The following is a 16946-nucleotide window of genomic DNA, read 5'->3' as shown; positions in this document are numbered from 1 at the left end:
CGAATTGAAGCTCGCACAGACTAGCAGATTTCTCACTCTTAAGCGCACCTTGCAAGCCGCGGCCGCTCGGGCTTCGGCGTGCGTGGCTCCGGACCGAGCGGCAGATCGGCGAGCGCAGTCGGTGACATCCGCGCCAGATCCGGGTGGTTCAACGGATCCTGTTTGATATCCGCGTTGTAGGGCGGCTCTATGGTTTCGACGCTCAAGAAAAACTTCAGGATTTGCATGGCATACCTCGCTTCCTTCTTGGGTGGCGAACGGAGCATTTGCTTAATACCGCCGGATTATCGCGGCCGGTGAGACACGTTTCAATTGAGATTACCAATCTGTCAGTATAGAAAAACTATATGAGAAACCTGAACTCGGTTCATCTGAACGGATTGCGTGCGCTCGAAGCGGTCGGACGGCTCGGCTCCCTGCAGGCCGCGGCCGAGGAACTGGGCGTCTCGATCGGTGCGGTCAGCCAGCAGGTCATCAAGGCCGAGGCACAGCTCGATCAGGTGATTTTCGAACGCACGCCGAAAGGCATGGTCGCGACGGAGGCAGGCGCGCGCCTGCTGACCGGCTTGACGGAGGGCTTCAACGCCCTGTCACAGGCGGTGGCGACGACACAGCGGCACGACGACAGCATCCTGACGATCTCGGTGGCACCCGTCTTTGCCGCACGCTGGCTCGTCTATCGGCTCGATCGTTTTGCCGAGCGGCATCCCGAGATCAGCCTGCGGATGGATGCCACCACCCGGCTGGTCAATCCGGCGCTGTGCGATATCGATATCGGCATTCGTGTCGGCAACGGGCAGTGGCCCGATGTGAAGGCGGAATTGTTGCTTCAGCAGGAGGTCTTCCCGGTCTGCTCGCCTGTCATGGCGGCGCGACTGCGCGAGCCGGCCGATATCCTGTCGCTTCCGGCCGTGATCGATGGCCGCGCCATGTTCACCTGGGAGGTGTGGATGCGCGAGGCCGGCCTTTCCGGCAAGACGCTCGATACCCGCCACATCTTCAACGACGCCTCGCTCTGTCTCGATGCGGCAATCGCAGGCCAGGGCGTCATGCTCGCCTGGCAGACGCTGGCAGGCTTTGCCCTGCAGCAGCAGCAGTTGGTCGCGCCCTTCGGCATTCGCGCCCAAACCGGCTTCGGCCACTATTTCGTAACGGCCGAAGGTTCGCGCGAGCCCAGGAAGGTTAGGGATTTCAAGGCCTGGATCCGCGAGGAAATGGCAGGCACCCTGAAGCTCTTCCCCTGATCAGATCGGCTCCTCAGAACGCGTCGCCTGCATGGCAATGTAGGCTGGTCGCGACTGGCAGCGCTTGATCCAGGCGCTGATGTTGGGATGGGCGTCGAACAGCGCCTGTTCCGTCTGCGCGTAGCGAAGCACCTCGGCGATATTGAGATCGGCTGCCGTGAAGCGGTTGCCGACGACGTAGTCGTTCGTCGCCAGATGCTTCTCCAGGGTCGCAAACGACTTCTTCAGCGAGCGCACCGCTACGCCGATCGTCGCCTTGCCCTCGTCGCTGTTCTGCTTCTCGTCGTCATAGACGTAGACGATCTTCACCGTATGCGGTTCCACCTCGGTTGCCGCCCAGATGGTCCACATCGTCATCAAACCGTCTTCCTCGACGGTTTGACCAGCAATGGGGCCGCCATGCTTGCGCGCAAGGTAGAGCGTGATGGCAAGCGACTCATGCATCACAAGGTCGCCGTCCTTGATGCTGGGGATGAGCGCCATCGGATTGATCGCCAGGAAATCGGGCGATAGCGTGTTAACAGGCGCATCGGCGGCAAGTGGATTGGCAAGACGCCGGGCTTGAATGACCCGCACGGAATCGAATTCCAGCCCCAGTTCCTCGGCCATCCAGTAAACGCGCGAGGCGCGCGAGCGATAGACCCCATAGATTGTCAGCATTTCTACATCCCCGGTTCGACTGGCCACAGGGTAGGAGCCGAAGCGTCCCAACGGAAGCTGCCGAGCCTTATGAATCGATGAAAGCTTTTGATGTTTCTCAGGAGATGCGGTTGCGCTCGACCGTCAGCTGCGCAAAACGTGAGGAGCCCGTGGCCGCCAGTTCTCCTGATACCTTCTTGTCCCATTCGAAGCCGAGGACAGCGCCCCCGGGTGTCTCCTGAAACACATTGTCGGTGATGACGGCCGTTCCCGCGCCCTTCGCCACCGAGACCGCACAGCCGATCGGCGCCTTGCGGATGACGTTTCCGGTCACGACAAGATTGCGCAGATACGGTCCCCAGCCGAGTTGCATGCCCCATCGTGGAGCACCTTCGATGATGTTGCCGGAGACCAGCGTGTCCGCCTCGGCGGCAATGCCGATACCGAAGCCGACCTCATGTTCGTAAGGGCCCTTGAGTGTGAGGTTGCGCACGACGTTGCCGGTGACGCTTGCCAGCCTGCCGCCCTGGTCGAAATTAGCGATCGAGATGCCGTTTGCCGCGCCGTCCACCATGTTGTTGGAGACGATAGCGCCCTCAAATTCGAATTCGACATAGATCGCTGTCTCGCCCGAGCGCTGGCACTGGTTGCCGGTGATCTGGATGTCGGAGGCCGAATTGGCGCGGATGGCGGTAAAGGCGCAGTCGGATATGTGGTTGTTCGCCACCATGACGTTGTCGGCACGAAAGATGTTGATGCCGTTACCGTTCTGGCCGGTGCCGCCGTCATTGGCCCTGATCCGGTAGATGCGGTTGCCGTTGACGACGCTGTTGTCCGTCGCCTTCTTCCAGCGGTGCACGAGAATGCCGCCATTGCCGCAATCGAAGGCCTCGTTGCCGGTAATCGAGAGCGCATCGGATTCAACCGCGTATATGCCAGAATGGCCCGCGCCGGAGATGCGGCTACGCTCGATCCGGCCACCGCATCGCTCCAGTTGGACGGCATGTTTGCGGCTGCCGGAGATCTGGCAATTGTCGATCATCACCTCGTCGACGCCGGTAAATTGCAGCAGCGCGCCGGCATAGTCGCCGAGCCAGCGGTTCTGCCCGTCGATGACGATATTGGATAGCTCGACGCGCTTGACGTTTTCCGCGCTTAAGAGGTGGCCGTCGCCGGTATAGACGATACGCGACGCCCCGGGTACGCCTGTTATCCGCGTATTCTCCGGCAGCACGAGATTGGAAACCTTGTAGGTGCCGGGCGGCAGGAAAACCGGCACGTTTTGCACTGCGGCCTGATCAATCATCTTCTGCAGGCTGACGCTCTGGCGATCGGCCGCGCTCGGCGTCGTCTTGTATTGCACAGCATCGATCGCGCCGCGCAGACCGCCCTTGCGCGTGGTCGCAAAGCTGCGGGAGGCCATCAGTGCAAGCGCGGATGCTCCCGCAAGGCGGAGCAGATAACGGCGGGAGGTTAACGGACTTTCCTTCATTTCTACTGCTCTGCAGGAAACGTGCCAGCGCGCCTGTTTCATTTTGATGCGGATCAACATCTCCTGTCTGCGAAGCGCGTGCCACTGGCCCTTCCATTCTTTCCCGCTATCTTTGCATGCATGAGACCAGACGCCTTGCTCTATCCCGCCCCCGAAGGGCTCTATTGTCCCGAGGGAGGATTCTATGTGGATCCCGTGCGGCCGGTCGAGCGAGCCCTGATCACCCACGGACATTCGGACCATGCGCGGCCCGGCCACACGAACGTGCTCGCCACGCGCCAGACGCTTGATATCATGCAGATCCGCTATGGTGAGGGCTTCTGCACAAGTGAGCAGGCCGTCGCATTCGGAGAGGAAATCCTGATCAACGGCGTCAGGGTCAGCTTTCATCCTGCCGGCCATGTGCTCGGCTCGGCGCAGATCGCCATCGAGAAGAACGGCACGCGCATCGTCGTCTCCGGCGATTACAAACGGCGCGCGGACCCGACATGCGCAGCCTATGTACCGGTGCCCTGCGATGTCTTCATTACCGAGGCCACCTTCGGGCTGCCCGTCTTCCATCACCCGGATCCGGTCGACGAAATGGGTAAGCTCTATGCGTCGTTGCGGCAGTTTCCGGAGCGCACGCATCTGATCGGCGCCTATGCGCTTGGAAAGGCGCAGCGCGTCATCCGCCTGCTGCGCGATACAGGCTATGACCAGCCGATCTATATCCACGGCGCGATGGAAAGGCTCTGTGATTACTACGTCAGTCAGGGTATCGAACTCGGTGAACTTCGACCCGCGACCATTGAGAGCAGCGACAAGTCCGCCTTCAAGGGAGCAATCGTCGTCGGCCCGTCATCCGCCTTTGCCGATCGCTGGGCGCGACGCTTCAATGAGCCGTTGCCGGCGTTTGCCTCGGGCTGGATGATGGTGCGCCAGCGCGCCAAGCAGCAAGGTGTCGAACTGCCGCTCGTCATCTCCGATCATTGCGACTGGCCGGAACTGACCGAGACGATCAGCGATCTGCGTCCTGAGGAGGTTTGGGTGACGCACGGCCGCGAGGAGGCGCTGGTACGCTGGTGCCAGCTGCAAGGCATCAAGGCTCGACCGCTCCATCTGGTCGGCTACGAAGACGAGGCCGACTGATGAAAGCCTTCGCCGACCTGCTCGACCGCCTCGTGCTCACCCCCAGCCGCAACGGCAAGCTGAAGCTGCTTACCGATTACTTCCACAACACCCCGGACCCGGATCGCGGCTACGGTCTTGCCGCCATCGCCGGCACGCTCGAAGTGCGCAACGTCAAGCCGGCTATGCTGCGCGAATTAGTGCTGGAACGGATGGACGACGTGCTCTTCCGCTATTCCTACGACTATGTCGGCGACCTCGCGGAGACGATCTCCCTTGTCTGGGACGCCGGGAAGGACATCGAGCGGTTGGCACTTGCCCAGCCGCGGCTCGGCGATGTCGTCCGGCAGATGAACGCGCTTGGGCGCACCGAAGTCCGCAGCTTCGTGCGCGACTTGCTCGATCGGCTGGACACGTCAGGTCGCTTCGCCTTCATTAAGCTCGCGACCGGGGCTCTCCGCATCGGGGTCTCGTCCCGCCTAGCGAAACAGGCGCTCGCCGACATGGGCGGCCGCGACGTGACCGAAATCGAGACACTCTGGCATGGCCTGCAACCACCTTACGAACCGTTGTTTCGCTGGCTGGAAGGGCAGGGCGACAAGCCAATCCTGGCAACGCCGGCGATTTTCCACTCCGTCATGCTTGCCAATCCGGTCGAGGAGGGGGATCTGGAACAACTCGATCCAGCCGAATATGCCGCGGAATGGAAGTGGGACGGCATTCGCGTGCAGCTGTCGCGTTCCGGAGATACGCGCAAGATCTATTCGCGTTCCGGCGACGATATCTCGGGCGCGTTTCCCGATATCGTCGATTCGATCAGCTTTGACGGGGTGATGGACGGCGAGCTGCTCGTTGGCGGAACCACCCGTTCGAACAGCCCGACGCGTACCTTCTCCGATCTACAGCAACGCCTGAATCGCAAGACGGTGACGACGAAGATGCTCGACGAGTATCCGGCCTTCATTCGTGCCTACGATCTGCTCTTCGATCGGGAGGAGGACGTGCGTGGCCGCTCCTATGTCGATCGCCGTGCGCGTCTTGCGGAGGTCATCGACCATGCGCCGCACGACCGCTTCGATCTGTCCCCGCTGGTCGAGTTCTCGTCGTGGGACGAACTGGATCAGCTGCGGTCCTCACCGCCGGATCCTGTCATCGAAGGGGTGATGATCAAGCGCCGCGACAGCATTTATCAGGCGGGGCGGCTGAAGGGGCCGTGGTTCAAGTGGAAGCGCAATCCCTACAATGTTGACGCCGTGCTGATGTATGCGCAGCGCGGCCACGGCAAGCGCTCCAGCTACTATTCGGACTTCACCTTCGGTGTCTGGACAGAGACCCCGGAAGGTGAACAGTTGGTGCCGGTCGGCAAGGCCTATTTCGGCTTCACGGATGCCGAACTCGAAGTGCTGGACAAGTTCGTTCGCAACAACACGACGGAGCGCTTTGGCCCGGTGCGCGCCGTCAGGGCGGATAGGGACTTCGGCTTCGTCGTGGAAGTCGCCTTCGAAGGCATCAACCGCTCCACCCGCCACAAGTCCGGTGTTGCGATGCGCTTTCCGCGAATCTCCCGCCTGCGCCCCGACAAACCATCCTATGAGGCGGATCGTCTCCAGACACTGGTCGCCATGATCGATGCCAAGGGCGAGCAGTAGGTTATCTTGGCGCAAAACGCCGCAGGGCCACCTTTTTCAACACAACGTGTGTTGGCGATCGGACGCTTCCGGTGCAATTCTCGAATCGCCGGGAACGATGGAAGTGTGAAATGACGTCAGACGAAGGTAATTCTTTTCTCCGCCAGCGCCGCTCGGTTCTCGCAGGCCTGGCTGGAGCTCTCCTGCTCCCGCGCATGGCAAGTGCATTCGAGGTTCCGGACGTGCCGAGGCTGATCGATCACGACTATGCCAAGGTTCGCAAGCGCTTCCATACCAAGCTGCTGGAGAAGGGGCCGGCTCCCGACAAGTACGAGCCGCTCGACGCTCCCGCGGACGGTGAGAAGATTTTCTATCGCTCCGGTTACGGCGGCGAATTGGAGCTGGTCGCCTGGGTCTCCAAATACAAGCGTGGCAGCAAGCCCAAACCGGGCGTTCTGTTCCTGCATGGGGGCAACGCCATGGGTCTTGGCCACTGGGTTCTGCTCAAGGCCTATGTCGACGCCGGATTCGTGGTGATGATGCCGTCGTTGCGCGGCGAAAACGGCCAGATGGGCAATTTCTCGGGCTTCTATGACGAGGTCGATGACGTGCTTTCGGCGGCCGATCGTCTGCAGCATCTTCCGGGCGTCGATGCCGACCGCCTGTTCGTCGCCGGCCACAGCATCGGTGGCACGCTGACCATGCTGGCAGCGATGAGCAGCCATAAGTTCCGCGCAGCTGCGCCGATCTCCGGCAATCCGGATGCTTTCCGCTTTTTCAATCGCTACCCGCAGGATATTCGTTTCGACGACGGCAACGCCCACGAATTCGAGGTCCGCAGCGCGCTCTGCTATGCCAAGAGCTTCAAATGCCCCGTCCGTGTCGTGCACGGCACCGAGGAAGCGCATTTTAATGACCGCGCCGGCCTGCTTGCAAGCCGCGCCCGCTCTGGTGGTGTCCGCATCGAAACGGATACGGTGACCGGCAACCACACCTCGGCGCTGCCGGCGGAGATCGAACAGAGCATACGGTTCTTCCACGGCGTCGCGGCCTGATCGTGATGACGTCCATCGATGCGAGGCTGATCTAGTCACCAGCCTCGCGCCAGCCGCAAGTGCCATCCTTGCCGCAGCTATACGTCTCGCTGTTGTCGATGAGGGTATTTTATGACTGTTCTCAGCCGGGTGTCGCCATTTGTCGGGCTTGCGGCCGCTGCTCTTTGCCTGAGCGGTTGCAATATCCTCATCCCGGACACCGGTGCCACCGATCCCGCCCGCTTCGTGCAGGAAACGTCCCCTGTTTTCTATAACCCACCCGGTGTTGATCCCATGCGGGTCAAGCCGGTGGATACGCCGATTCCGCAGAGGCCGGGTGTGCCGCCGACGATATACAATCAGACTTATGGCATCCCAGGCGCGAATTTTAGCCGGACCTACGGCCTGCCGGTCACCAATCCGGTGAACAGCGCCATGTATGGTCAGGTGCGCGACACTGACTTCACCTTGCCGGCCATACCGATCAGCCGCATCGATCCGCAGTATCTGCGCCAGGAAGTCGATTATCCGACCAATGAGAAGCCGGGCACGATCATCGTCGATACGAAGAGCAAGCACCTCTATTTCGTTGAGCCGGGCGGCAAGGCGATGCGCTATGGCGTCGGCCTTGGCCGCGAAGGCTACGCATGGTCCGGCCGCGGCGTCATTCAATGGAAGCAGAAATGGCCGCGCTGGACACCGCCGGCAGAAATGGTCTCGCGTCAGCCGGATATACGCGCCTTTTCCGCAGAAAACGGCGGCATGAACCCCGGCCTCGGAAATCCGCTCGGTGCCCGTGCCCTCTACATCTTCAAGGATGGACAGGATACGCTTTACCGTATCCACGGGACGCCGGACTGGCAGTCGGTCGGAAAGGCCACGTCGTCGGGTTGCGTGCGCATGCTGAACCAGGACGTCGTCGACCTTTACAACCGTGTTCCGGCGAAGACAGAGATCGTCGTGATGTAGCGGCGCAACAGGGTTTGGGATATCGTGTGTTCGCGGGCGGACACGACTTCGTGAGGTGATGGTTTATTTAGCGCAAGCGGATAGATTTCCCGTGCGTCACCGGCGTTGAATCACCCTCCGCGAAGGGCGTTCGTCCTTCCAGCGCAACAGGAAACCAGACCCGCGTTATGAGCTTTGAAAAATCCCTTTCCCGCCGCAGCTTCCTTTCGCTTTCGGCAATGACCGCAGCTTCGGCGCTGACCGGGTGCGCATCTACGGCTGGGCCGCCTCCCGTGGCTCAGCCGGTCGTCATGCGCAATCCGATCAACATGTTCCAGGCGCCGCAGACGCCGGGTGATGCCGAGCTGGCGGTGATGTATGGTCCGATTGAGGACGGTGGCTTTCTCATTCCGGCCGTGCCTTACCAGCAGATCGATCCGCGCTTCTATCGCCAACAGGTCGTCGATCCGACCGGCCAGGCGCCCGGCACGATTGTCGTCGATACGCCCTCGCGTTTCCTCTACCTCGTCCAGCCCGGCGGCACCGCGATGCGCTACGGCGTCGGCATTGGTCGTGAAGGCTTCGCCTGGCAGGGTTCCGGCGTTATCCAGTGGCGTCAGAGATGGCCGCGCTGGAAGCCGCCGAACGAGATGGTCGCGCGTCAGCCCGAACTCGCCAAGTATTCGATCGAGAACGGCGGCATGGAGCCGGGCTTGAAGAACCCGCTCGGCGCGCGCGCGCTCTACATCTTCTCGAATGGCGAAGACACGCTCTACCGCCTGCATGGCAACCCGGAATGGCGCTCGATCGGCAAGGCCGTTTCGTCAGGCTGCGTGCGCCTGCTGAACCAGGACATCATCGACCTCTATGACCGCGTGCCGAACAAGGCGCCGGTCGTCGTTCTGCAGTGATCGATTTGCATCCTGGTGTCTCCCTTTCCCAAGGGAGACACCATCTTCCCAAGGGAGACAGTGTGGTCTTCTGGCGCGAGTTTGTCGGAGTTGAAGTCTACCGCCACGAATAGCTTTTGGACATGATCGGGTCGGGATCGGAGCCTCTCGCTGACTCATGCCAACCGGCGAACTCTTCGTGTCTGACGATGCCGATATCGGCGAGCTGCTCGTCGTCAAGCTTGTCCAACGACCGGCATGCAACGTGATCTGCAGGCGCTGCATGGCCATGCGGGACCAAATGCGCGAGCGCGTGCCATGTTCCCGAAAACGCCGCTGTCGGCGAAAAAGCGCGAACGCCATGTAGGTGCAGGAATGTCATGGTAGCCCCCAAGCTGCAGTTGTATTGGCAAAGCCTCCCATTTACCCGTGTGGTTGTCGTGAAGACCCGCTGAAGCGCTTTTGAAATTTCTCTGAAATTCTTTGGTTTCGGTGTCGTGCTTGGATACACTTCGTTGTCGTGGTGGGAAGCGTTTGCTAAATTGCGCGCCAACATTCGGAGCATCCAATGTCGATGTTCGAATTCGCGGGACACCAGCTCGATTTGCAACAGGGCCGGCTGCGCAAGGGCGGGCAGGATGTTCGTTTGCGCCCAAAATCCCTCCGGTTGCTGACTTATCTGCTTGAAAATTCGGGGCGCGTCGTCACCAAGGACGAATTGGTTTCAGCTGTCTGGCCAAATGTGGCTGTCACGGACGGCTCGCTCAGCCAGTGCGTGACGGATATACGCAGGACGCTGGGTGAGGGCGCGGCAAAGCTCATTCGCACCATTCCATGCCGCGGTTATGCCTTGGACGAGAAGCTCGTGCTGCGCAGCGAGGCTCCGCCACCGCCCGCGGCGATCGGTCCGTCGGGGCGGCCCTCGATCGCGGTTCTTCCGTTCACGGTCGCGGTGCCCGGCGGTCGGCACACGTGGATTGCCGACGGCATTGTCGAGGACATCATCACTGCCTTGGCGAAGATTCCCAATCTCTTTGTCGCATCGAAGAACTTGAGCTTCTCCTATCGCGACAAGGTCGACCGCCTGCCGGACGTCGCGCTAGCGCTTGGTGTACACTATGTTCTCAGCGGAAGCGCTCGCGTGAGCGGCCACGAACTGCGTCTAACGACCGAGCTTGTCGATGCGCGAACCGGCGGAATCATCTGGGCGGAACGCTTCGATCGTCATTTCGGGCAGATCTTCGCGGTTCAGGACGAAATAACGACGGCCGTTGTCGAGCGGCTGAAGATCGAGCTTCTGCAGGAAAGTCGGCCCCCTGCTGCCATCGAAAACCATCGAGAATTCGACCTTCTGCGCAACCATTCCCGCCATGCTGCCCTGTGGGATCGGTAAGGTTGGGCCAATCCCGTTGCTGCCAGCGCGACCCCTATACCGCAGCCGTGAGGTTGGACCGCAGCCCCTTCAGCATCTCGCGTATTGTCTTTATTTCCTCGAGTGTGCAGCCCGCAGCCTGGCCGATCGCGCTCATGATGGTATCGATTTCGCTCCGCATGGCGCGGCCTTTCTCGGTCAGCGACACGATGACCTGCCGTTCGTCGCGGGAATCGCGGGTGCGCTTGATCAGGCCATTTTGCTCGAGGCGTTTGAGCAGCGGTGATAGCGTGCCCGAATCGAGATCGAGCTGTTCGCCGATCGCCTTGACCGGCTGCTCGGATTTTTCCCACAGCGCCAGCATTACAAGATATTGCGGGTAGGTAAGGCCGACCTTGTCGAGAATCGGCTTGTAGGCGCGGGTGAAGGCATGCGCGGTCGAGTAGACCGCAAAACAGAGCTGGTTGTCGAGCCGCTTTTCTTCTTCGGGAATTTCCATCGTCTTTGCCAGATGCGCTTTCATTGTCGTCCTTTCCTAGGGAACAATTGTCCTCTTTTCGAATTCGAAATGCAATTTGCAAAATTAACTTGCGCACAATTTAATTGTGCGTTATACAAAATCCAACCCCAACGCAAAGGAGACTGACATGCCTATCCTCTATACGACCAAAGCTTCCGCCACCGGTGGCCGCGCGGGCCGCGCCGTTTCCGAAAACGGCGTTCTCGATGTCACGCTGACGGTTCCGAAGGAACTCGGCGGCGACGGCGCAACCGGCACCAACCCGGAACAACTCTTTGCAGCCGGTTATTCGGCCTGCTTCCTCGGTGCCTTGAAATTTGTCGCCGGCAAGGAAAAGGTCAAGATTCCCGAAGAGACCACGGTCAGCGCCACCGTCGGCATCGGTCCGCGTGAAGACGGCACGGGCTTCGGCATCGAAGTCGCCCTGACGGTGAACATTCCCGGCCTCGACAAGCCGACCGCTGAGAAGCTTGCCGCTGCAGCGCACATCGTCTGCCCCTATAGCCACGCCATGCGCACGTCGACGGAAGTTCCGGTCACCGTTGCTTGATCATAAGTGCAAAAAGAGCGTCGTCCATCGCGACGCTCTTTTCATATGAAATTAAAGTGCTATATTCTTTCCAGTGAAAGGAATGTGGCATGGCTATAGCACACCCGATCTCTGGCGCCCGGTCCCCCGAGGCTGCCGTGATCACCAAAGCGGCCGTTAATGCGGCCGACCATCTTGGCCTCAACGCTCGAACGCTTTCGGCGGTGCTCGGTGTTTCCGAGGCAACCGTCTCGCGTATGAAGCGGCAGGATTATCTGCTGGAGCGCGGCTCGAAGTCCTTTGAACTCGCTACCCTGCTCGTGCGTCTGTTTCGTTCACTCGATGCGATTGTCGGCGGCGACGAGGCCATTGCCCGTCAATGGCTGCGCAACGCCAACACCGCACTCGGCGCGACGCCGCTGGAAAAGATCGTCAGCATCTCGGGATTGACCGATGTCATTGCCTATTTGGACGCCCGCCGCGCTATCGTCTGAGACACGGGCGATCTCGGGCAGGTTCTGGCGTCTGGTCGAGGCGCAGCATCAGATTTCGACGCTCAAACTCGTCGATACGCTCGAGGAGCAGGCGCTGCTTGAAACCTTGCTCGAAGAAAGTAAGCCGGCGCTGCCGCCGGAGTGCATCGGGCTGGACTACCTGCTCGCCACTCCGTTCCGCTATGGTGCCGTCTATCCGCATGGCTCGCGTTTCCGCCGGGCAGGGCGTACGCTCGGTGTCTTCTACGCATCCGAGCGGGTGGAAACTGCACTTGCGGAAATGGCCTTCTACCGGCTGCTCTTCTATTCCGAGTCGCCCGCCACGGCGCTTCCCGGCAATGCCGCCGAATACACCGCTTTTGCTGCGGCCATCGCGACACCGTCAGCAATCGATCTCGCGCGCCCTCCGCTCGATGCCGATCGGGCGACATGGACCGATCCACAGAACTATGCGCCCTGCCAAGCTCTTGCCGACGCTGCACGGGAGGCCGGCTGCCAGGCAATCCTCTACGAATCCGTACGGGATCCGCAGCGCGGCCGCAATATCGCGCTTTTAACGGCTGCGGCGTTCGCTGTCCGCGAGCCCGTTGAACGCCAGACATGGAGGATCCGGCTCTCGGGAGTTGGCGTCCAGGCACTCTGCGATTTCCCAAAGGTCAGAATTGGATTCTCGGTGGAGGATTTCGCCAGGGATCCAAGAATGGCGCGCGGCTAAATGCATGCCGCATGCACGACCGGTCTTTAGGCGAGGGCCTGCAGGTCGCGTCGCAGCCTTTCCATATCACCACTCGGCAGGGCCTCATCGAGGCTGGCGTGGGTGCTTTCCCAGATCGGCAGCGCGGCGGCAAGCACAGCCTTGCCTTCCGGCGTCAGGCTAAGTAAGCGCCGGCGCTTGTCTTTCGCATTCTGCGTTACATTTACCCAACCACGGCGCTGCAATGGCTTGAGCGCTGCCGTCAATGTCGTCTGATCCATAGCAAGCAGGGTCGCGACCGGTCCCATCGGCGGTGGCTCCGGGCGGTTTAGCGACATCATCAGCGAGAACTGACCGTTGGTGAGCCCGACAGGGCGAAGGGCATCGTCGAAGAGCCGCGCCAGTGCGCGCGCCGCCCGTTGCACATGCAGGCACAGGCACGTGTCGCGTACGAGGAGCGTCGTTGAAAAAGGAATCTCTACTGCATTTGACATGCTCAATTTCTATTGATATCAATGTAAATAGTCAAGGAAAAGGAGCATGGACCGCCACGTCTCGATCGCGCCGGAGGAGGGCGCACGCGATGCAGAACCAAGTCGTTTCCCGTGAAGAATGGCTGGAAGCCCGCCGCGCGCTGCTTCTCAAGGAGAAGGAAGCAACGCATCTGAGGGACAAGGTCAATGCCGAGCGCATGACTTTGCCCTGGGTCAAGGTCGACAAGAATTACGTGTTCGATACGCCGCAGGGAAAGAAAAGCCTTGCTGAACTCTTCGATGGCCGCAGCCAGCTGTTGATCTATCATTTCATGCTTGGACCCGATTGGGAGGCCGGTTGTCCGGGCTGCTCGTTCCTGTCCGATCATGTCGACGGAACGCTGCCGCATCTCAATAACCACGATGTCACCTGGGTCGCCGTCTCGCGCGCGCCGCTCGCCAAGATCGAGGCCTACAAGAGGCGAATGGGTTGGAAATTCCCGTGGGTTTCGTCCTTCGATAACAGCTTCAACTTCGACTACCACGTGTCCTTCAGCCCGGACGATCTGGCGAAGGACAAGGTCTTCTACAATTTCGAGGCAATCGAGCCCGCCAACGCCAATGACGAGCTTCCGGGCCTCAGTGCGTTCTACAAGAATGAGAATGGTGAGGTATTCCATACCTATTCGACCTATGCCCGCGGCCTTGAAGAGGCGGTCGGCACCTTGATGATCCTCGATCGCGCGCCAAAGGGCCGCAACGAGGACAGCACGATGGACTTCGTCAAGCGCCACGACGAATACGAACCGGCGAAGAACGCGCCATCCAGCTGTCACTGATATCTGCGACCATCATCCAGGGGAGAAGGACGATGCAGCAAGCGAAAGTTTTGAAGGAGCATGAATTCCTGGAAGATCTCGTCGGCCTCTGGGACGTGACGGCGCCCGAGATGACCGGACAGGAGCCATGGACGGAAATTGTGCGGTCGCTTCACGGGATTTGGTTCATCGCCGAAGGCTCCGGCCAGATGCCGGGCAGCGGAGCCGCGACGACGGTGCTGACCCTCGGCTACAGCGCCGATAAAGGCAAGTATGTCGGCACCTGGATCGGCACGATGATGGACCACTTATGGGTTTATGAGGGTGAGGTCTCCGACGACGGCAAGATCCTCAGCCTTTATACATCAGGCCCCGATTTCAGCGACGCAAACAAGCTCGCCGACTATCGCGAGCAGATCATCTTTCGCGATCGCGACCACCGCACGTTCAACTCCGCTGCCAAGCAACCGGACGGCAGCTGGAAGCAGTTCATGGAAGCGCATTACACCCGCAAGCGCTAGCTGCGGGTGAGCGGACAGCATCGCCGACGCGGTGCGGTCCGAAACCGACAAGAACCCAGCGCAAATGGAGAACACGATGTCCGAAACCCACGGCAAATTCATCTGGTGCGAACTGATGACCCCCGATCCCAAGGCCGCAGCCGAATTCTACGGCAAGGTTGTTGGGTGGACTACGAGCGACATGAAGATCCAAGACCTGCCGCCCTATACGATCTTCGAAGCAAATGGCGCCGGCGTCGCCGGCCTCATGGATTTTCCCGCCGAACTCGAGGGGAAGGGCATTCCGCCGAACTGGACGGGCTATGTTGCCGTCGATGATGTCGATCAAACGGCGAAGGATTTTGCTGCCAATGGTGGCTCGGTCCGCCGCCAGCCGGAGGATATTCCGACAGTCGGACGCTTTGCCGTCCTCGCCGATCCGCACGGCGCCGTGATCTGCGTCATGACCCCGCTGCCGAGAGACAATCCAACCCCGCCCGCGCCGATGGGTACGCCCGGCCATATCGGCTGGCACGAACTGATGGCCGGCAACATGGAGGAGGCCTTCGCCTTTTATTCGAAGATCTTTGGCTGGACCAAGGACCACGATTTCGACATGGGCGAAATGGGCGCGTATCGCATCTTCGCCGAGCATGGAAAGCAGATCGGCGGCATGATGACCAAACCCGCCAACGTGCCGATGTGCTATTGGGGTTACTACTTCAACGTGCCGGCGATCGACAGCGCCATCGAACGCGTCAATGCGGGCGGTGGCAAAGTGATCGTCGGTCCGATGGAAGTGCCCGGCGGCAGCTGGATCATCAATGCGACCGATCCGCAGGGCGCATTCTTCTGCCTCGTGGCGCCCACCCGATAGGCGCAGCGGAATGACCTTTTTGAGCTCAGTGCGAGACGGTGTCAGCCGTCTCGCACTGACGTGCATCGGAGGGTTCAAGCGTGCTGCCGGAATGTCCTGGAGGCGGCGTGGGTGTTGAATCGACGGCCCGGAACGCACGGCCATCAGCGCCGGAGCGTGTTTGTATTTCATTAATTTTATTAGAATTTTAGCGTTTCCAGCCACATTCAGGGCCTCGCCGTTAACTCTTCCTAAAACATTTTTGGGTGGATGCATAACCGGCTATGTCTTAGGCGGCTGCAAGTATTGCTTTTGGCTCTTCTGCGTAATTGATTGGCCCCAGTTTCTCATTGGGGTTGTTTTGTTATGTCTATCGAAGATCCGCGCATTTCCGCTACTGCAAGCGAAAACGTCTCGCACGACTTCCGCCAGGACATTCATGAAGACGCAAGTATTGAGGCTTCCGCTCGTGAGGGCGTCGAGGTCGCGCAAGCCAATAATAGCCAGCAGCCTGAGAAGACCGACCGCGTGCCGGCGGCCCCGCAGACGGTAGCTGCGAACGCCCATCCCGCCGAAATCGTCCCGGATCAGAACAACATCGCCCATCTGCCGGCTGATGTATCGATCGACGACATTCGCGTCGAAGGCAACAATCTCGTGCTCGTTCAGGCCGACGGCACGGAGATCGTCATCGTCAACGGCGCCCTGCACGTGCCGACCTTCCTGCTTGGCGAAGTCGAGCTGCCGCAGCAGGCCGTGATCGCCGCCCTCGAGCAGAGCAACATCAACGTCGCGGCCGGTCCGGACGGCTCCTATTCTGCAAGCGCGGCTCCTCCGAGCTCCGGTGCCGACTTCCAGGACACGATCCAGCAGGACCCGAACGATCCGACACAGCTTGCGCAGTTGCTGGCCGACACGCAACAGCCCGACCCGGGCCCCGGCGATCGCCAGGAGCTGTTCGATGATCTGCCGACGATCTCCGACACCGCAACGCTGAGCCTGACGGAAACGGAAGGCCAGGAAGGCGGCTTCGAGACACAGTCGGTGAACGGCACGTTCGGCTTCGACGGCGGCGCAGACGTTGGCCAGATCACCGCGATCCAGTTCATCGATTCGTTGGACATGGATGAAGGCACGCAGAACGGTTCGCACCTTGATCTGACGTCCGGTGGCAAGCCTGTCGTCATCACGGTCGATGGCCTAACCCTCACCGGCAGCGTCGACGGCCAGCCTGTCTTCGTCCTGACTGTTACGAACGCGGCAACCGGCGCCTTCACCTTTACCCAGTTCGGCCCGCTCGACCATCCGGACAAGGGACAGGCAGGTCTCGATGACGTCCTGCGTCTGCAGTTCAGCTATACCGTCACCGACAAGGACGGCGATTCCGCAACCGGCACCGCCTCGATCGACATCAATGACGACGCCCCGGTCGCCAATGCCGGCACGACCTCGACCGTGGAAGACGAAGCGGTTAATGGCGGCAACAATGAAAGCGACGGCCTGTCGGCAACGGCGGGCGGGTCACTGAACATCAACTGGGGCGCAGACAGCGCCAATGACGGCAACGGCCAGCCGGGCGATCGCGCGGTTGCCTTCACCAATGCCAACGTCACCGTTACCGGTGAGGCCGGCGAATCGCTGACGTCGCTCGGCCAGGCGGTGCACACGGTACTGATCGATGGTGTTCTCGTTGGCTATACCGGCG

20 protein-coding genes are annotated in these 16946 nt (G+C 60.6%); 14 read left to right on the top strand and 6 right to left on the bottom strand.

Features of this window, described 5'->3' with window-relative positions:
• Window positions 1-38: 38 nt before the first annotated feature.
• The gene (locus tag PMI09_RS09220; protein WP_007791596.1) at window positions 39-227 is read right to left on the bottom strand and encodes a hypothetical protein; all 189 of its coding nucleotides are present in this window, start codon (window positions 225-227) and stop codon (window positions 39-41) included.
• Window positions 228-347: 120 nt separating this feature from the next.
• Here PMI09_RS09220 and PMI09_RS09215 point away from each other — a divergent pair, with 120 nt between their 5' ends.
• Window positions 348-1244, top strand: coding sequence for a LysR substrate-binding domain-containing protein (locus PMI09_RS09215; RefSeq protein ID WP_007791595.1), 897 nt, complete (start codon window positions 348-350; stop codon window positions 1242-1244).
• Here the strand turns inward: PMI09_RS09215 and PMI09_RS09210 are convergent, their stop codons facing one another.
• Both PMI09_RS09210 and PMI09_RS09205 read right to left on the bottom strand, forming a co-directional pair.
• Window positions 1245-1904, bottom strand: a complete 660-nt coding sequence (locus tag PMI09_RS09210; RefSeq protein WP_007791592.1) for a glutathione S-transferase family protein — start codon at window positions 1902-1904, stop codon at window positions 1245-1247.
• Window positions 1905-2001: 97 nt separating this feature from the next.
• Window positions 2002-3375, bottom strand: coding sequence for a TIGR03808 family TAT-translocated repetitive protein (locus PMI09_RS09205; protein WP_007791590.1), 1374 nt, complete (start codon window positions 3373-3375; stop codon window positions 2002-2004).
• Window positions 3376-3495: 120 nt separating this feature from the next.
• Between PMI09_RS09205 and PMI09_RS09200 the strand changes: the two genes are divergently transcribed.
• The 5 genes from PMI09_RS09200 to PMI09_RS09180 all read left to right on the top strand — a co-directional run bounded on the left by PMI09_RS09200 (window position 3496) and on the right by PMI09_RS09180 (window position 9006).
• Complete coding sequence (locus PMI09_RS09200) at window positions 3496-4506, top strand: ligase-associated DNA damage response exonuclease (RefSeq protein WP_007791588.1); 1011 nt, start codon at window positions 3496-3498, stop codon at window positions 4504-4506.
• Window positions 4506-6134 (top strand): cisplatin damage response ATP-dependent DNA ligase, encoded by a 1629-nt coding sequence (locus PMI09_RS09195; RefSeq protein ID WP_007791585.1) that lies wholly within the window; start codon window positions 4506-4508, stop codon window positions 6132-6134. Before PMI09_RS09200 ends, PMI09_RS09195 begins: the two co-directional genes overlap by 1 nt.
• Before the next feature lie 110 nt (window positions 6135-6244).
• Window positions 6245-7168 carry an alpha/beta hydrolase family protein gene (locus PMI09_RS09190; protein WP_007791582.1) on the top strand — a complete coding sequence of 308 codons (924 nt, stop codon included), beginning with the start codon at window positions 6245-6247 and terminating at the stop codon, window positions 7166-7168.
• Between the two features lie 111 nt (window positions 7169-7279).
• On the top strand, window positions 7280-8116 hold the full coding sequence (locus PMI09_RS09185; RefSeq protein ID WP_007791579.1) for a L,D-transpeptidase: 837 nt from the start codon (window positions 7280-7282) through the stop codon (window positions 8114-8116).
• 167 nt (window positions 8117-8283) lie between these two features.
• A complete protein-coding gene (locus tag PMI09_RS09180; RefSeq protein WP_007791575.1) occupies window positions 8284-9006 on the top strand; it encodes a L,D-transpeptidase in 723 nt (240 codons plus the stop codon).
• A gap of 97 nt (window positions 9007-9103) precedes the next feature.
• Here the strand turns inward: PMI09_RS09180 and PMI09_RS09175 are convergent, their stop codons facing one another.
• Window positions 9104-9367: a DUF1127 domain-containing protein gene (locus PMI09_RS09175; RefSeq protein ID WP_007791572.1), complete on the bottom strand. Its 264-nt coding sequence runs from the start codon at window positions 9365-9367 to the stop codon at window positions 9104-9106.
• A gap of 186 nt (window positions 9368-9553) precedes the next feature.
• On the opposite strand from PMI09_RS09175, the gene PMI09_RS09170 reads away from it, so the two are divergent.
• Window positions 9554-10378, top strand: a complete 825-nt coding sequence (locus PMI09_RS09170) for a winged helix-turn-helix domain-containing protein (protein ID WP_007791570.1) — start codon at window positions 9554-9556, stop codon at window positions 10376-10378.
• 34 nt (window positions 10379-10412) lie between these two features.
• Here the strand turns inward: PMI09_RS09170 and PMI09_RS09165 are convergent, their stop codons facing one another.
• Window positions 10413-10880 carry a MarR family winged helix-turn-helix transcriptional regulator gene (locus PMI09_RS09165; protein WP_007791567.1) on the bottom strand — a complete coding sequence of 156 codons (468 nt, stop codon included), beginning with the start codon at window positions 10878-10880 and terminating at the stop codon, window positions 10413-10415.
• Between the two features lie 124 nt (window positions 10881-11004).
• Between PMI09_RS09165 and PMI09_RS09160 the strand changes: the two genes are divergently transcribed.
• The 3 genes from PMI09_RS09160 to PMI09_RS09150 all read left to right on the top strand — a co-directional run bounded on the left by PMI09_RS09160 (window position 11005) and on the right by PMI09_RS09150 (window position 12615).
• Entirely contained in the window at window positions 11005-11427 is a 423-nt protein-coding gene (locus PMI09_RS09160; protein WP_007791565.1) for an organic hydroperoxide resistance protein, read from the top strand.
• An 89-nt stretch (window positions 11428-11516) separates the two neighbouring features.
• Window positions 11517-11900 (top strand): antitoxin Xre/MbcA/ParS toxin-binding domain-containing protein, encoded by a 384-nt coding sequence (locus tag PMI09_RS09155; protein ID WP_007791562.1) that lies wholly within the window; start codon window positions 11517-11519, stop codon window positions 11898-11900.
• Window positions 11860-12615, top strand: coding sequence for an RES family NAD+ phosphorylase (locus tag PMI09_RS09150; RefSeq protein ID WP_007791558.1), 756 nt, complete (start codon window positions 11860-11862; stop codon window positions 12613-12615). The genes PMI09_RS09155 and PMI09_RS09150 overlap by 41 nt, the downstream gene beginning before the upstream one ends.
• Window positions 12616-12641: 26 nt before the next feature.
• Here the strand turns inward: PMI09_RS09150 and PMI09_RS09145 are convergent, their stop codons facing one another.
• Entirely contained in the window at window positions 12642-13088 is a 447-nt protein-coding gene (locus PMI09_RS09145) for a MarR family winged helix-turn-helix transcriptional regulator (protein ID WP_007791555.1), read from the bottom strand.
• 89 nt (window positions 13089-13177) lie between these two features.
• Here PMI09_RS09145 and PMI09_RS09140 point away from each other — a divergent pair, with 89 nt between their 5' ends.
• The 4 genes from PMI09_RS09140 to PMI09_RS09125 all read left to right on the top strand — a co-directional run.
• On the top strand, window positions 13178-13906 hold the full coding sequence (locus PMI09_RS09140) for a DUF899 domain-containing protein (RefSeq protein ID WP_007791553.1): 729 nt from the start codon (window positions 13178-13180) through the stop codon (window positions 13904-13906).
• Between the two features lie 32 nt (window positions 13907-13938).
• Window positions 13939-14406 carry a DUF1579 domain-containing protein gene (locus tag PMI09_RS09135; RefSeq protein ID WP_007791550.1) on the top strand — a complete coding sequence of 156 codons (468 nt, stop codon included), beginning with the start codon at window positions 13939-13941 and terminating at the stop codon, window positions 14404-14406.
• A 76-nt stretch (window positions 14407-14482) separates the two neighbouring features.
• Window positions 14483-15262, top strand: coding sequence for a VOC family protein (locus tag PMI09_RS09130; RefSeq protein ID WP_007791547.1), 780 nt, complete (start codon window positions 14483-14485; stop codon window positions 15260-15262).
• 345 nt (window positions 15263-15607) lie between these two features.
• Window positions 15608-16946, top strand: a 1339-nt coding sequence (locus tag PMI09_RS09125) for a DUF5801 repeats-in-toxin domain-containing protein (RefSeq protein ID WP_007791544.1), incomplete at its 3' end; no start/stop codon positions are given.

The organism is Rhizobium sp. CF122 (assembly GCF_000282035.1).
In the GTDB taxonomy this organism is placed as follows: domain Bacteria; phylum Pseudomonadota; class Alphaproteobacteria; order Rhizobiales; family Rhizobiaceae; genus Rhizobium.
The sequence above is the reverse complement of the archived record's forward strand: the minus strand, read 5'-3'. Positions and strand labels throughout refer to the sequence as shown.

Bases quoted from the DNA above. Each gene is read 5' to 3' on its own strand.
- PMI09_RS09220 (WP_007791596.1), bottom strand. From the start codon at position 227: ATGCAAATCCTGAAGTTTTTCTTGAGCGTCGAAACCATAGAGCCGCCC.
- PMI09_RS09215 (WP_007791595.1), top strand. From the start codon at position 348: ATGAGAAACCTGAACTCGGTTCATCTGAACGGATTGCGTGCGCTCGAA.
- PMI09_RS09210 (WP_007791592.1), bottom strand. From the start codon at position 1,904: ATGCTGACAATCTATGGGGTCTATCGCTCGCGCGCCTCGCGCGTTTAC.
- PMI09_RS09205 (WP_007791590.1), bottom strand. From the start codon at position 3,375: ATGAAGGAAAGTCCGTTAACCTCCCGCCGTTATCTGCTCCGCCTTGCG.
- PMI09_RS09200 (WP_007791588.1), top strand. From the start codon at position 3,496: ATGAGACCAGACGCCTTGCTCTATCCCGCCCCCGAAGGGCTCTATTGT.
- PMI09_RS09195 (WP_007791585.1), top strand. From the start codon at position 4,506: ATGAAAGCCTTCGCCGACCTGCTCGACCGCCTCGTGCTCACCCCCAGC.
- PMI09_RS09190 (WP_007791582.1), top strand. From the start codon at position 6,245: ATGACGTCAGACGAAGGTAATTCTTTTCTCCGCCAGCGCCGCTCGGTT.
- PMI09_RS09185 (WP_007791579.1), top strand. From the start codon at position 7,280: ATGACTGTTCTCAGCCGGGTGTCGCCATTTGTCGGGCTTGCGGCCGCT.
- PMI09_RS09180 (WP_007791575.1), top strand. From the start codon at position 8,284: ATGAGCTTTGAAAAATCCCTTTCCCGCCGCAGCTTCCTTTCGCTTTCG.
- PMI09_RS09175 (WP_007791572.1), bottom strand. From the start codon at position 9,367: ATGACATTCCTGCACCTACATGGCGTTCGCGCTTTTTCGCCGACAGCG.
- PMI09_RS09170 (WP_007791570.1), top strand. From the start codon at position 9,554: ATGTCGATGTTCGAATTCGCGGGACACCAGCTCGATTTGCAACAGGGC.
- PMI09_RS09165 (WP_007791567.1), bottom strand. From the start codon at position 10,880: ATGAAAGCGCATCTGGCAAAGACGATGGAAATTCCCGAAGAAGAAAAG.
- PMI09_RS09160 (WP_007791565.1), top strand. From the start codon at position 11,005: ATGCCTATCCTCTATACGACCAAAGCTTCCGCCACCGGTGGCCGCGCG.
- PMI09_RS09155 (WP_007791562.1), top strand. From the start codon at position 11,517: ATGGCTATAGCACACCCGATCTCTGGCGCCCGGTCCCCCGAGGCTGCC.
- PMI09_RS09150 (WP_007791558.1), top strand. From the start codon at position 11,860: ATGTCATTGCCTATTTGGACGCCCGCCGCGCTATCGTCTGAGACACGG.
- PMI09_RS09145 (WP_007791555.1), bottom strand. From the start codon at position 13,088: ATGTCAAATGCAGTAGAGATTCCTTTTTCAACGACGCTCCTCGTACGC.
- PMI09_RS09140 (WP_007791553.1), top strand. From the start codon at position 13,178: ATGCAGAACCAAGTCGTTTCCCGTGAAGAATGGCTGGAAGCCCGCCGC.
- PMI09_RS09135 (WP_007791550.1), top strand. From the start codon at position 13,939: ATGCAGCAAGCGAAAGTTTTGAAGGAGCATGAATTCCTGGAAGATCTC.
- PMI09_RS09130 (WP_007791547.1), top strand. From the start codon at position 14,483: ATGTCCGAAACCCACGGCAAATTCATCTGGTGCGAACTGATGACCCCC.